This is a genomic window from Streptomyces sp. KL109B, assembly GCF_030766935.1.
In the GTDB taxonomy this organism is placed as follows: Bacteria; Actinomycetota; Actinomycetes; order Streptomycetales; family Streptomycetaceae; genus Streptomyces.
Genome location: NZ_JASERL010000007.1, coordinates 16580 through 30018, shown reverse-complemented (window position 1 = coordinate 30018; position 13439 = coordinate 16580). Strand labels below are relative to the sequence as shown.

General features: G+C 72.5%; 8 protein-coding genes. 3 read left to right on the top strand and 5 right to left on the bottom strand.

Annotated features, from left to right (window positions below; genetic code table 11):
• Positions 1–21: 21 nt before the first annotated feature.
• The gene (locus tag RBJ65_RS23745; RefSeq protein WP_306323315.1) at positions 22–2784 is read right to left on the bottom strand and encodes an SUKH-4 family immunity protein; all 2763 of its coding nucleotides are present in this window, start codon (positions 2782–2784) and stop codon (positions 22–24) included.
• 223 nt (positions 2785–3007) lie between these two features.
• Here RBJ65_RS23745 and RBJ65_RS23740 point away from each other — a divergent pair, with 223 nt between their 5' ends.
• From RBJ65_RS23740 to RBJ65_RS23730, 3 genes are read left to right on the top strand one after another with little or no spacing between them, the layout of a single operon-like run.
• The gene (locus RBJ65_RS23740; protein WP_306332167.1) at positions 3008–7408 is read left to right on the top strand and encodes a toxin glutamine deamidase domain-containing protein; all 4401 of its coding nucleotides are present in this window, start codon (positions 3008–3010) and stop codon (positions 7406–7408) included.
• 53 nt (positions 7409–7461) lie between these two features.
• Complete coding sequence (locus RBJ65_RS23735) at positions 7462–9912, top strand: SUKH-4 family immunity protein (protein ID WP_306323313.1); 2451 nt, start codon at positions 7462–7464, stop codon at positions 9910–9912.
• A 30-nt stretch (positions 9913–9942) separates the two neighbouring features.
• On the top strand, positions 9943–10314 hold the full coding sequence (locus tag RBJ65_RS23730) for a hypothetical protein (RefSeq protein WP_306323312.1): 372 nt from the start codon (positions 9943–9945) through the stop codon (positions 10312–10314).
• Positions 10315–10390: 76 nt separating this feature from the next.
• Here the strand turns inward: RBJ65_RS23730 and RBJ65_RS23725 are convergent, their stop codons facing one another.
• From RBJ65_RS23725 to RBJ65_RS23710, 4 genes are all read right to left on the bottom strand, one after another.
• Positions 10391–10879: a hypothetical protein gene (locus RBJ65_RS23725; protein WP_306323311.1), complete on the bottom strand. Its 489-nt coding sequence runs from the start codon at positions 10877–10879 to the stop codon at positions 10391–10393.
• A gap of 114 nt (positions 10880–10993) precedes the next feature.
• Positions 10994–12010: an SUKH-4 family immunity protein gene (locus RBJ65_RS23720; RefSeq protein ID WP_306323310.1), complete on the bottom strand. Its 1017-nt coding sequence runs from the start codon at positions 12008–12010 to the stop codon at positions 10994–10996.
• The gene (locus RBJ65_RS23715) at positions 12007–12453 is read right to left on the bottom strand and encodes a hypothetical protein (protein ID WP_306323309.1); all 447 of its coding nucleotides are present in this window, start codon (positions 12451–12453) and stop codon (positions 12007–12009) included. The genes RBJ65_RS23720 and RBJ65_RS23715 overlap by 4 nt, the downstream gene beginning before the upstream one ends.
• A gap of 593 nt (positions 12454–13046) precedes the next feature.
• Positions 13047–13349: a hypothetical protein gene (locus tag RBJ65_RS23710; protein WP_306323308.1), complete on the bottom strand. Its 303-nt coding sequence runs from the start codon at positions 13347–13349 to the stop codon at positions 13047–13049.
• Positions 13350–13439 lie beyond the last annotated feature (90 nt).

The window sequence follows — 13439 nt, the reverse complement described above, 5'->3', positions numbered from 1 at the left end:
CGACCGTGCGGGCGGTGGCGGTCAGAACAGGCCGTGCCACATCTGCTCGATGACCAGCGACCACCAGTGGTTCGGCTCGGCCAGGGCGTTCGGGTCGATGGCCAGGAGGCGGGACTGGAGGTCGGCGACGATGTTGCCCGCCAGGTGCGGGTCCGCGTCGACCATGTGGCCGCGCGTCGCGTAGAGGGTCGCGAGGGAGTACGCGAACGCGGCGACCGAGGAGTTCACGTACTGGAGGCGGCCGTCGAGCGGCATCGCCGCCCAGACCTGGCCGCTGTCCCGCTGCACCGCGATCACGTACACCCCGTCCGTGCCGATACGCGTGTACGTGGCCAGGGTGTTCGCCGCGTCGGGGGCCAACTGCACGCCCGTGCCGATGAGATGGGTGCGCACGTCCGCGAACATGCCGCCCATCACCGGGGGAACGCCGGGGTCGTCCGTGTCCGCGAGGAAGAAGAGGGGGACGTCGGCGGGGATGCCCGCGGTGGTGAGCGTGGCGCGCGTCGCTTCCGGGAGCGCGGCGGTGGCCAGGAGTTGGGGAGCGTAGCGGCGGACCCGTTGCTCGCCGAAGACCTGCGTGAGCAGGGGGCCCAGCTCCGCGTCCGGCAGGACGTGCGTGGGTGGTACGGGGTGGGGGAGTGGGGCGCGGGAGGGCTGCGGCGGCGCCGGCTGGCCGGCCAGTTGTGCCATCAGCTGGGCGTGCGAGGTGAGCGCCGTGATCCCCTCGGCGCGGGAGGCGGGATCCCAGCCGTAGGGGTGCGCGTGGGACTGCTTGGCCCTGGGGAACGTGGTGTTGAGGACGTTCGCCGTATAGCCGCCGGGGAAGTAGCCGGGGCACAGGTCGGTGTGGATCGCTACGACGTTGTCCACGGGCACCCTCAACTCGCCCAATTGCGCCATGCCCTGGTACTCGGCCGGGGGCTTCCCGGGAGTCGAGACGGCCGTGACGTACGCCTCCTGGCCGGTGCGCGGGTCGACGTACGTGAAGACCGCGGTGTTGCCCGGGCCGGTGGCGGGGCGGGACGCCGGCGTGGCGGGGGCGGGAAGGGGGGTCGGCTGCTGCGGCTGAGGGGGCGTCGCGGACGGTCCGGGTGACGGCTCGGGTGGGGCCAACGGGTAGTCCACCACCGTGGGCGTGGGCGTGGGCGTGGGCGTGGGCGCAGGTGTGGGTGTGGGCTGGGCGGCACCGATCTGCGGAGCCCTGCGCTGCGGGCCCACCGTGGGGGCGGGCCGGGAAGCGTCGGGGTCCGGCTCGTCCGTATCGGCGGCGGAGCCCACGGATGCGCCCAGCACGCGCGCGTACTGCGTGAGCCCGTCCTCCTCCAGCGCCGCCGCGAGCACCTGAGCCCGCTGCGCCGGTCCCGCCTGCGTACGCGTCAGCACCGGGGCAATCCGCAGATACGTACGCCCAGGAGCGGGCAGCGACTCGCGCGCGCCGGCGTCCGCGGCGGCCACCTCCTCCACCGCGGCCCGAAGCACCACCGGATCCGCGTGCACCATCAGCCACGGATCCTTGAGCAGGCGCGGCAGGTGGCCCGCACCCAGGAGATGGCCGACGACACCGTCGCGTACGTAGGCGTCGGCCTTCTCCCAGCCGCCCTCTTCGGGGACCCGCTCCAGCAGTTCCATCGCGAGGCACAGGTGGGCGCCGCGGATGTCGGGCAGCGTGGCGCGGATCGCGTCACCGAGGGCCGGATGGGCGAGGGCGGCGAGGGAGGGTTCCGCCGTGTTCTCGTCGTTCACCGTCGTCACGAACGGTCCGGCCAGCAGCATCCCGTTCGCGATGTCCTGCGACAGGTCCCGGTCGGCCAGTGCCGAGGCCAGCGGCGCCCACAACGGCACCGGCAACCCGTCCCCCTCGGCGAGCGCCAGCGGGGCGAGCATCGCGCGCAGGAGGGCAGGGTCGGCGCCGAGCCGCTGGGCGTGCATGTCGACGGCCTCGACGGGGCCGGAAGGGAAGAGGGATGCGTTGGGCGGCGGGTTCGGCGCCAACAAGTGCGCGGACACCGCCAGTTGGGCGGTGAGGCGGCTGCCACCAGCGCCCGTGCCGATACGAGCCGCCAGGCCCTGCGCCAGCCAGGCCCGCATCTGCGGATCCTCGGTGAACGGCAGCCGGGGCGCCCCGAACGCCGGATCGAGCACGGCCTGCATGTGCAGGGTCAGGCCGTGCAGGTCGGCGTGCTCGGGCGCGTCGAGATCGAGGACCTGCGCCGTCCCGGCGGGCAGCGCGGCGGCGATCTCGGCGGCCTGCGCGCGCGGGACCTCGGCGAGCAGGCGTACGGAGGCGAGCCCCGCCAGCGGCACCAGCAGCTCCCGCGCCATCCGCTCGGCACCGCGCCCCGCCCGCACGGGACCGGACCGGTCCACATCGGGCACGACGATCACGCGCTCACCCGCGCCCAACGCCTCGTACACCTGCGCGTCGCGCGTGGCGTCGATGCCGTAGTGGTCGGCGAGCACCCACAGCAGCTGCGCCGGGGTGAGCCCGGCGGCGCTCGGCACGGCGGGCGCGGGCAGGGGCGGCGGGACGGTCCACGGGTCGAGGCGTGAGAGGTCGATGCGGTCGCGGTGGCCGGGGTCGCACAGCATCAGGAACCCGGTCAGCAGCCGTGAACTCCCGCACCCCGGCGACCCGGTGAGCAGCAGGACGCGCGGCGCCTCGGGAACCGCGGCCCGCCAGGCCGCGAGCAGCCGCAGGGCGGAGGCACGGCCGCCGATGAACGGATGCGGCTCGTACGCAACCTGCTGCTGCGCCGCCCCCATCGGGCTGTTCTGCCAGCTCACGACTCTCCTTGGTTCCCGTCCTGGTTCCCGACCCGGTTCCCGCCATTACGTGCCTGCTCACCTTAAGGCCGACCACTGACAGCGAGGTGTGCGACCGGTGGGCACGGGCCCGGTGGGGGTGTGCTGTTGGATGATCGTCTGGGTAAACTCGCGGCAAAATAGCGCCTGTTGGGGTGTCAGGAGGCGCGGGCATACGGGGGGTTCGGGGGATGCCGTCGTGGCGATGATGCTGCCTGACGAGTTGGCGTGGCTGCTGGAGATGCTGGGCTTCGACTGGCCGACGGCCAACGAGGACCACATGATGCAGTGCGCGGCGACGTGGCGGGATTTCGGGGCGCAGGTCGCCGACATCCAGACGGCCGCGGTGAAGTCGGCGGGGAACGTCACGTCGGACAACTACGGCGAGGCGGTCGACGCGTTCGTCGAGAAGTGGCAGGACTTCTCGGGCGGGTCCGGGTATCTGGACGACGCGCGGCAGGCGGCCGAGGTGATCGCGCAGGTCTTCGATGTCGCGGCGATCCTGATCATCGGCATGAAGATCGCCGTCATCATCCAACTCACCGTGCTGGCGATCCAGATCGCGGTGGCGGCGGCGACGGCGGTGGTGACGTTCGGGATTTCGGGGGCGGCGTCGGCGGCGTTGACGCAGGTGACCCGGGTCGCGGTGCGCAAGATTTTGAAGGAGGCGGCGCAGGCGCTCCTCGAGGCGGCGTTGGAGGCGGTGAAGGAGCCGTTCGTCTCGGCGCTGGAGGAGATGTCAAAGGACCTGGTCGCGCAGACGGTCAACCAGAACTTCGGGGCGCAGGACGGCTACAACCTCGGGCGTACGGCGAGCGCGGGGAAGTCGGCGGTCAAGGACGGGTTCGACAACTTCGGTTCCACGCTGGGCGAGTCGCTGCGTGACGGGGGCGGGGGCCGGGCGGGGCACCACGCGCGCGGTGGGCTGGACAGCGCGGCCGGCGACGGCTCCTCGCCGTCAGGGACGGACACCGATGCCGGCTCCAGTCCCAGCTCCGACTCCGGTTCTGGTGCGGGCGACTCCGCGGCGAATGGTGCTGGTTCTGTTGCAAGTAGCGACGGAGGCAGGCCGACGTCGTCCGGTTCCAACGCTGGGTCGGGTGGCGGCGCCCGGGTCGGCGAGAGTCATGCGGAGCCCGCAGACTCCGCCGCCGGGGGCACCGGAGGCAGCCCGTCCGGCGGCGCCGGCGGCGCGCACACGGGCTCTGTCGCCACGGGAGTTGGGACCCAGGCGGGCTCGGGGAGCGACGCCGCCTCGACGCCCGCTCCTTCTCCCGCGCCGTCGTCCGACCGCCCGCTGACTCCGTTCGACGCCGGCTATCACGAGCAGCAGGCGGCGGCGCAGTCCACCGCTCACACCGAGGCGACAGGTTCCCCGGCCTCGTCGACGACACCGGGCTCCTCGCCCTCCGGGCCCCCGAGCGGATCACACGCCACGCCGGACGCGTCGCCGAGCCCGCAACACCAGGGCAGCGAACAGGCCGCGCCCGCCGCCGCGTCCACCGACCAGCAGCAGCCCATCCCGCACGCCCGCGCCGAGGCCGACGCGCGCACACCCGACCCGGCGTCCACCCCGACTCCGGAACCGACGCCGGCCGGGCAGCACGACCCGACCCGGACCATCAACACGTCCTCCGAGAGCGCCCCCACCCACGACCCCAACAACCCGCCCTCCCAGGCACCTTCCCCCACCCCCGGCTCCGACCAGACCACCGCCACGGACCCCCGCACCCAGACCCCGCAGCCCATCACCCCGACCACCCCCACCACGCCGACGGGTACCCCCGCACCCACCGGCGCCTCCACACCCACCACCGCCCCGGGCCTCCCACCGAACCAGACAACCGGCCCCCACACAGGCCACGACTCCCACACCCCCACCCGTACCTCCACCCCCACCTTCCACGCCCAGAGCACCACCGCCACCGCCACCGAAACCCCCACCCCCACCCGCCAGACCCCCGCACCAACCCCCACCCCCCACAGCGACGCCAACCCCACGGCGCAAGCACCCAACCAAGCCCCGCCCCACACCGCCCCGGCCACACCCACCACCCCGGCACCGGGCCCCTCACGCCCGGCAACCCCCACACCCCAGCCCCGTACGGACACCCCCCACCGCACCACCCCCGCACCGGACCGCCCAACCTCCACCCGCCCCACACCGGCACCCACACCCACACCCACCCGCCCCACACCGACACCCGCCTCGCAGACCAACCCGAACCCCCACACCCACACCCACACCCACCCCCAAACTCCCGCTCCCGGCCCGACCGGCATCTACACCGTCCCCACCCCGAACCAGGTCCCGAACGGCACCAACTCGACGTCACCCCAAGCCGGTTCAACGCCCCCCGCCTCCCCGCCCACGACACCACCCACCCCGAACCGGCCCGCCCCCCTCTCCCAGGGCCAGAGCCTCCAGGACCTACGCGACCGCCTGTACCAGGAGCCGCACGGCGGTCTGCGGCCCCCCGCCGAGGCCGACCAACAGGCCGTCGCCGACGCCGTGCCCCGCAACCCCGACGGCACCCCCAAGCGCCACCCGAGCCTCTCCGGACTATGGGCCCGCCTCATCAACGACCACGGCATCAACCAGCCCGGCCGGTCCAACAACTGCCTGGACAACGCCCGCGCCGGCCTGTCCACCTGGTTCGGCAACCCCCAGGTCTCCGCTCCCCGCAGCCCCGACCTCAACCCGGACGGCACCCCCGACCGCCACTCGCCGGAACGCGACTCGTACAACAACCTCGACGCCTGGGCGGGCCGCCCCCAGATCTGGGCGGGCAGCGACCACCCCAACCCCTACGCCCGCATCGCCCACCACCTCCAGGACGCCGGCCCCGGCTCCGCCGCCGTCGTCGGCGTCCAATGGCCCGGAGGTGGCGGACACGCCTTCAACGTCTACAACGACAACGGCCGGATCACCTGGGTCGACCACCAGACCGGCGAGATCAGCCCCAACCCGATCCACACCGGCGCCACCGATGTCCGCTACGTCCCGTTCGACCCGGGTGGTCAACTCATGGACGCCCCATGGGAAAAGCAGCAGCAGGACGAGACGGCTTCGCCTTCCAAGGATGGCGCCGACAGCACCAAACCCGACCCCACATCCACATCCACAGCAGCAACATCCACATCCACAGCAACAGCCCCTACCCCTACCCCTACCCCAGCCGCAGCCACTACCCCAGCCCCAGCCGACTACGGCGCCCCATCCCCCCAACCCGCCGGAGGCAACGGTTCCTCGGGAGGCACCCCGCCCGCCCCAACGGCACCGTCCCCCGGCAACAGCCGCCCGCACCCCGTGCGAGAGGGCCCCGGCCAGCGCCTCATGGGGCTGACACCGGAGGGAGTCGCAGAGGTCGACGCGCAGCGGGCGCAGGCGCATGACGAAGCCGCGGCGCGCCCCAGGCAGCTTGCGGAGGAGGCGGACCAACGTGCCGAGCGCGCCCAGGGCCTGGCCGAGAAGGCGCGTGCCCGAGGGGACGACGCCCGCGCCGACAAGTGGGAGGGGACCCGGGAGAAGGCCGAGAGAGCGGCCGAGGACGCACGTGCACGGATTGAGGCCAGTCGTCCGGAACCGCTGCAGGACGACGAACGCGAAGGTCTGCCGCCGGATGCCGCGCAGGACCGCCTTCGGGAGTCGCATCCCGTGTACCGGATCGAGCACGACGAGGTCGACCGCCTGCTGAACGAGTGGGCGGACCCGGAGCACCCGGACGCCCGCGACAACATCAGCCCGCTCGCGCAGGTGCTCCGTACCGCCGACGGCGAAAGCCACCCGAACGCGGCTCCGCGCAAGCCGACGACCTTCACGCGCGACGGCCTCGCCCGAGCGCTCCCCGGATTCAGCCAGTTGAATCGGGGAGAGCAGATGCATGTCGTATCCACCCTGGCTCGGCTGAGTCAATCCGTGCATCACGAATACGGAGTGGGGAACAACCCTGGGGAGAGTCACGACAAGAACAGTCCGATCGGCGGACTGAAAGCGAGAATTGAACGACTGCCGCAAGGTGTGCAGGAAAAGGCCGATGAACTCGGGCTCGGTCAGACACCGCACATCCCGGACCTGGGTGGCGTCAACTACGCCGTCATCGAGGTCGAGCGAAACGGGGTGGTCGAATACGTGGTGGACTCGTCGGTCCCACAAGGCGAAGACATCAGCCCCAAGCCGAAACATTCCGAGGACCACCTTCTGGACTGGATCAAGGACAATCCGGAGTACGAGGTCCGCGGGCTGTACACCGAACGCGAACCGTGCGGCGAGGACCGGGGTGGGCGCGGCAGCTCGAACTGTGCGGACCTGCTGGGAAGGAGGCTCGGAAAGGACGTGCCGGTGTACTACAGCACCGCTTACCGGGCGCACCCGTCACGGGCTCAGGAGCGTGAGGAATACCGTGATGCCCATCGCGAAGAATTCAAGAAGCAGCACAATATCGAGGGCAGCATGGATGCGGCGCAACGCAGAGCCTTTGACAGACAAGTGATGGAAAATGTCCCCCTGTCCCGTCAAGAGCAGCAGATCAGTAGCGACTTCAATCGGCACATCAAGGACAAGACCGAAGGTCTGTGGAATTTGATCGCGGGACAGCTGCGGTGAAACAATCGGGCGACCCGGGATGACCGCGAGGGTGGGGCGGAGAATCAGCAGTCATGTATGAGTGTGTTACCGCGGACGCGGCGGTCGAGCGGATCGTCGGCTGGCAGCGGGAAGGTGTGCTGCGGGAAGGCGCACTGCGTGTCGCCGAGTTGATGGGATCGGCCGGCTCGGGACGCAGTGACATCCTCCGGCGGGTGCAGGCCGCGTTGCCCCGGTCCGTATGGCTGGACGCGACGGCGCTCAACGCGCGGGAGCTACTGGCGCAGGCGCGCGAAGGGCTGGAGCGCGTGCCCCCGGGCGACGGACCTGCCGTGGTGCTCATCGCCCAGGGCCACAAGATGGCCGGGGAACGAACGCCCGGCTATCCGGACGCCGCCCTGAACCTCCTGACCCGTGAACTGGCCGCGCCGGCAAGGCCGACCGGGCCGGCAAGGCCGACCGGGCCGGCAAGGCCGACCGGGCCGGCAAGGCCGACCGGGCCGGCAAGGTCGACAAGGTCGACAAGGTCGGCGGGGCCGGCCGGTGCGCTGGTCGTGGTCGAAGTGGGCTGGCACGAGCAGTGGTTCGCGTCCCGGCCCCGGCTGGAGGTGGAGCTTCCGCCGCGGCGGCCCGATGCGAACCGTTCCCCGGCCGAGCTGCGCGAGTGGGCCCTGCAGGCACTCACCCTCGCGCAGTCGTCGGCCGCGACGGTCGAGATCTGGCGTCAACTCTCCCGTCTCCTGAACGGGGATGAGCTGGAACTGCCCCTGGACGCAGCGGAGATTTCGGTCAGTGAGGACGGCCGGGTCTGGTTCGACGACCGAGCGCGCCAGGCCGACCTGGCGGACGCGGTGGACCGCGGTCAGGCCCGTCGGGTCCACGCGGAGATGACCCAGTGGCTGCGGGAGCGGGTCGATGAGGCCGCGCACGGCACCGGACGCTATGCCGTCCTGGCCCTGGCCAAGCACGCCGCGCGCGGCGGACGGTACGGCGAGTCCTTCGTCCAACTGGCCGAGGACGTACGGCTGTTGGCGAAGCTGTCGCCGCACACCCTCGTGGAGGCCGACGGCCTGGTCCGCGCCCACCTGGGCTGCGTACGGATCGACCCCGCCTACCGTGACCGCCGCGCGGCATGGTCGGCGGTCTCACTGGCCGGCTACGCGAGCGATCTGGACCGGGCCGGACTGCGCGCCTTCGAGTTCGACGAGTGGGCGTCCTGGCTGGCCCTGTCGGCGCGCGCGCAGGGTGACGAGGCGGCCGCGGCCGCCGTGACCGAGGCGCACCCGGAGCGGCCGTGGACGGTGCGCTGGGCGCACTGGCGGCCGCCGGGTGTCGTCGACCCGCGGCGGGTGTTCCCCGGCCCGGTGACCGGTCTTGAACTCGCGCCCGATGGCTGGGACCCGGAGGGCCGGACGGTGGTCGTCGCGCGGGACGACACCCCGTCGAAGCCGCGCTACTGGGCGTTCGACGCGGCGACGGGTGACGTGCTCGCCGGCCCGTGGACGGGCGCGGTGCCCGCCTACGGTCAGAAGGAACCGCTGTGGCGCGGCAGCGGCCGGCTGCGGGCCTGGGCCGCGTTCGACCCGTTCCCTGCCCGACCGGGTCTTGTGGTGGACCGGCTGGCGGTGGGCGGGCTCGTACTGGTTGCCTCGGACGGCGGCATCTTCGCGACCGAGGCAACGGATCCCGAGCGGTTCACGGACGGGTTCCCGGGGCCGCTGACAACCGACGAGGGCGACGAGGAGGACGAGTTCGACGACCTCGACGACCTCGACGACCCCGGCGAGTTCGACGACCCCGACGACCTCGACGACCCCGGCGAGTTCGACGACCCCGGCGAGTTCGACGACCCCGGCGAGTTCGACGGCCTCGGTCCAGCCATGCCGTCGTCCCCCGACGCGGCCGCGCTGATCGACGTCCACCCTTGCCACGATGCCCCCGGGCAAACCGACTTCGCGCGATCCCCGGAGTCGGTGTTCGGTACGGAATCCATGACGCGCCTCTCCGAACCGCGGCTGCCCGCGGACATGAGCGACCCCCACGCCCGGCGCACCCTGACCGTGACCGGACTGCCGACCCTGGCGGCGGCCGAGCTCACCCTTGGCATCGCCCCGCAGGCCCCGCTGCCCCGCGTGCGCGACCTGCCGCTGTACGCGCTCGGCGACTGGAACGGCGGCCCCATCGCCGTACACGCGACCACCGGCAGGGTCTACCGCCTGCCCCGGCGCGACGACTGGAACGAGAGCGACCTGCCCGACGACACCCCGCCCGACGAGGACTGGTACCCCGACTGGAACACGGGGAAGTGGAACGTCGACTACGGGGCCCCTCACCTCATGGCCGAGAACCTGGACGTCTTTGTGCGCCTCGTCACGACCTGGGCGGTCCTGCGCGGGCACTTCCCGATGGCGTACACCCAGGGTGAACTCTTCGGCCTGTGCGACGGGTTGGAGGATCGACTGCAAGCCATCAGCCCCCACGCCGTGTGCAGCTGGTGGACCGAGGGGCTGCAAGAGGTCATCTGACGGCGCCGCTCGTCGGCTAGGGTCGCGGGCATGACACGTACGGGTGGAGACAGCACCGGGCTCCAGTGGGAGGCGGACTTCTCGCGGAAGTGGGAGACCGAGCTCCCGCCGGAGGAGCGTGCGCTCGCCGAGGAGCAGGCGCGGGTCGCCGACGCGGTGCGGCGCGAGCGGCGGCGGGACGTCGTGTGCGCGGCCGTCTTCCTCGTGGCGGCCCTCGCGGGGCTCGTCGGGCAGGCCGTCGGCAGCGCGGGCGCGGTCGCACTGGGGACCAACGCCGTGGGTGTCGCCGGTGGCTGCGGCGCACTGTGGCTCGCCCTGCGCGGGGCGAGCGGCATGGGGCGTACGGGCCTGTGGGTGATGGTCGGCGCGCTGCTGGTCATCGGGGTGGGGCAGGCCGCCTGAGCCCGTCCGGGCCCCGCGGTCCGTCGCCGCGGTAGCAGGCCGCTCCGGCAGTCAGCCGCGGGAAGTCAGCCGCGGCTCACGTCATCTTGGTCATGTGCGACACCGTGCCGCCCCCGTCCCCGCCCCCGCCCGCGGCGAAGTTGATGTCGTTCTTCTCCTGCTTGATGAGTTCCTCGTTGAAGGACTCGTTCTCGGCGTGGTTCTTGGCCATCGCGCCGAGCGCGCCGCCGATGTTCGTCAGCTGCTGCGCCAGGTGCCGCATCGACTCGAACATGCCGGTCTGCAGCCCTTCGTAGGCGATCCCGAACTTCTCGCCGATCTCGTCGTCTCCCCACGGCGGCATGTCCGCCTTGTCGGCAAAGCTGGTCAGGCCCTGCACAAAGCCCTCCACCTGCCCCTTCTCGGGGGCCGGGGCCTCGCCGCTGGTGGGGGCGCAGGCGTTCACGGAGGCGAGCCCGTTCTGCAGGGCGGTCGCCGCCTTGGCGAACTCGGTGCCCAGATCCTGGAAGTTCGTGCCCTCGCGGGACAGGGAGTCCGTATCGGTACGAAAGCCGTCGCCAGCCATGAGATTCCTTTCGAACGGGCGGCCCTACGTGTCCACGTGTTCACGGGCGGATCGCGGGTCGCGGATCGCGGGTGGCAGGTCGCGGGTCGCGGGTCGCGGGTCGTGGGTGGAGGGTCAGAACAAGCCGTGCCACAACTGCTCGACGATCACCGACCACCAGTTGCCCGCGTCGTCGAGACACGTGGGGTCGAGCGCGATCAGGCGGGCCTGGAGGAGGGCGACCGCCGCGCCCGCCTCGTAAGGGTCCATGCCGCGCATGCGCGCGCGAGTGGTGTGCAGGTCGGCGAGGCAGTACGTGAAGGCCTCCACGGAGCCGTTCACATAACGGCCGCTGCCCGAGGCCGGGTTGGCCGCCCATACGGTGCCGGCCTCCTGCTGCACCGTGATCACGTACCGGCCGTCCGTGCCGATGCGGGTGTGGGTGGAGAGGATGTCGACGGCGGCTTCGGACAACTCGGCGCCGAGCTCGCGCAGATGGGTGGAGGCGTCGACGAACAGGCCGCCGGCAGGCGGGGCGTCGGGCCGGTCCGCGGTGAAGAAGAAGCGGATGTCGGCGGGCAGGCCGGGGTCGGCGAGGGCGGCGCGCGTGGACTCGGGGAGCGGGGCCGCGGCGAGGAGCCCGGGCTCGTAGTGCCGCACGGCGAGGTCGGAGGGGAGCGGGCCGGACGGCGCCGCGGGGGCCGGCTCTGGCAGCGGTACGCGGTGCGGGCGCGGCGGCGGCGCCTGGCCCGAGAGCCGCGCCATCGACTCCACCTGTGCCGTCAGCGCGGCGACCCCCTCCGCGCGCTCGGCCGGGTCCGGGCCGTAGGGGTGGCTGAAGGAGAGCGTGGCGTTCGGGAAACCGGCGGTCAGCGCGTCGAGGGTGTACCCGCCGGGCAGGGAGGAGGGCCGGAGGTCGGTGTGGATCGCCACCACGTTGCCCGCGGGGACGTCGGCGGCGCGCAGGTCCGACCACGCCTGGTACTCGGCGGGCGGCAGGCCTGGGCCCGAGACCCTGGTCAGGTACGTCTCCTCGCCGGTGCGCTGATCCACGTACGTGAACACGGCGGTGTTGCCGGGGCCGGTGACGGCGGGGGAACCGCCGCCGTCCAGCTGTCCGGTCTGCCGTTCGTCCTGGTCGTGCGTGGTCACGGCTGGGTCTCCATGGGACGGGGATGGGGGACGGTCGGGGGAGGTGCCGACGCCGGCGGTGGACCGTCCGGTACGCCGAGCTCGGGGTGGTCGCGCAGCACGCGCGCGTACTCGGGCAGCCCGTCCTCGTCGAACGCCGTCGCGAGGGGTTTCGCGCGCAGCGGCGGGTCGGCCCGAGTGCGGGTGAGGAGCGGTGCCGTGCGCAGGTATGTCCGTGCCGGGGCCGGCAGTTGGGCCGCGGCCGCCTCGTCGTCGGCGAGCTCCTCGACCGCCGCGCGCAGCACCACCGGGTCCGCGTACACCATCAGCGTCGGATCGGTGAGCAGCCGCGGCAACTGCCCCGCCCCGAGCGCGTGCCCGGCGATCGCGTCCCGCACATAGGGCTCGGCCCGCGCCCAGTTCCGGCCGGGGACCCGGTCGAGGAGGCACTGGGCGAGGCACATCAGGCACGACGATCACGCGCTCGGCCGCGCCCAACGCCTCGTACACCTCCGCGTCGCGCGTGACGTCGAAGCCGTAGTGGTCGGCGAGCAGCCACAACACCTGCGCCGGGGTGCGGCCGGCGGCGCTCGGGACGGCGGGTGCGGGCAGCGGCGGCGGAACCGTGGACGGATCGAGGCGCGCGAGGTCGAAGCGCGCGCGGTGGCCGGGATCGCAGAGCATCAGGAATCCGAGCAGCAGCCGCGAACTCCCGCATCCGGGCGCCCCGGTGAGGAGGGTGACGCGCGGCGCGCCCGGCGTCGCGGCCCGCCAGGAGGCGAGCGCCCGCAGAGCGGCGGCGCGGCCACCGATGAACGGATGCGGCTCGGCACCGACGTCACCGCTCGCGCGGCCGTGTCCAGGTGGCGCTGTTGTCGGGCCCGTCGTCGGCTGGCTCATGTCGGCTGTTCCCCCGGTTGGTGCGTAGCTCACGTCACCCAGTCGTCCATGTGCTGATCACTCTCCGGCGAGTGTAACGGCGGCCACTGACAAGGGGATGTCCTCGCCGGGCTCCGACCGGCCGACGCACCCGCCCGTGCCTGGCCGACGCACCCGCCTACGCCTGCCCGACCTGCCGTCGATAGAGGCTGATCGCCGATTCCGGCGGAAAGTTCGGCACGTACATCGTCGACCCGTCCGTCTTCGAGACGACCAGGTGGCTGCCTCCGTACGAAGGCGGCTCCGTCGGCGGGAACGTCGCGTAGATCAGGAAGCCGAGGTCGAACTCCTCGACGTTCAGCGTCGCCGGCGTGCCGTCGGCGCACAGCGGCCGGTACTGGGCGTGCGCGATCGCGAGGGCCTCATCGGCGGTCCGCGGCGGCTGCTGCGGCTGCGGCGGCGTGCTGGGCGGAGTGCTCAACTCTCGTCTCCCTCAAGTCGGTTGGGGCAAAGGGTACGGCGCCGGGGATCGGGCGGAACTCCCGATCCCCGGCGCCGTACAGCACGCAAG

Bases quoted from the DNA above. Each gene is read 5' to 3' on its own strand.
- RBJ65_RS23740 (WP_306332167.1), top strand. From the start codon at position 3,008: ATGATGCTGCCTGACGAGTTGGCGTGGCTGCTGGAGATGCTGGGCTTC.
- RBJ65_RS23735 (WP_306323313.1), top strand. From the start codon at position 7,462: ATGTATGAGTGTGTTACCGCGGACGCGGCGGTCGAGCGGATCGTCGGC.
- RBJ65_RS23730 (WP_306323312.1), top strand. From the start codon at position 9,943: ATGACACGTACGGGTGGAGACAGCACCGGGCTCCAGTGGGAGGCGGAC.
- RBJ65_RS23725 (WP_306323311.1), bottom strand. From the start codon at position 10,879: ATGGCTGGCGACGGCTTTCGTACCGATACGGACTCCCTGTCCCGCGAG.
- RBJ65_RS23715 (WP_306323309.1), bottom strand. From the start codon at position 12,453: ATGTGCCTCGCCCAGTGCCTCCTCGACCGGGTCCCCGGCCGGAACTGG.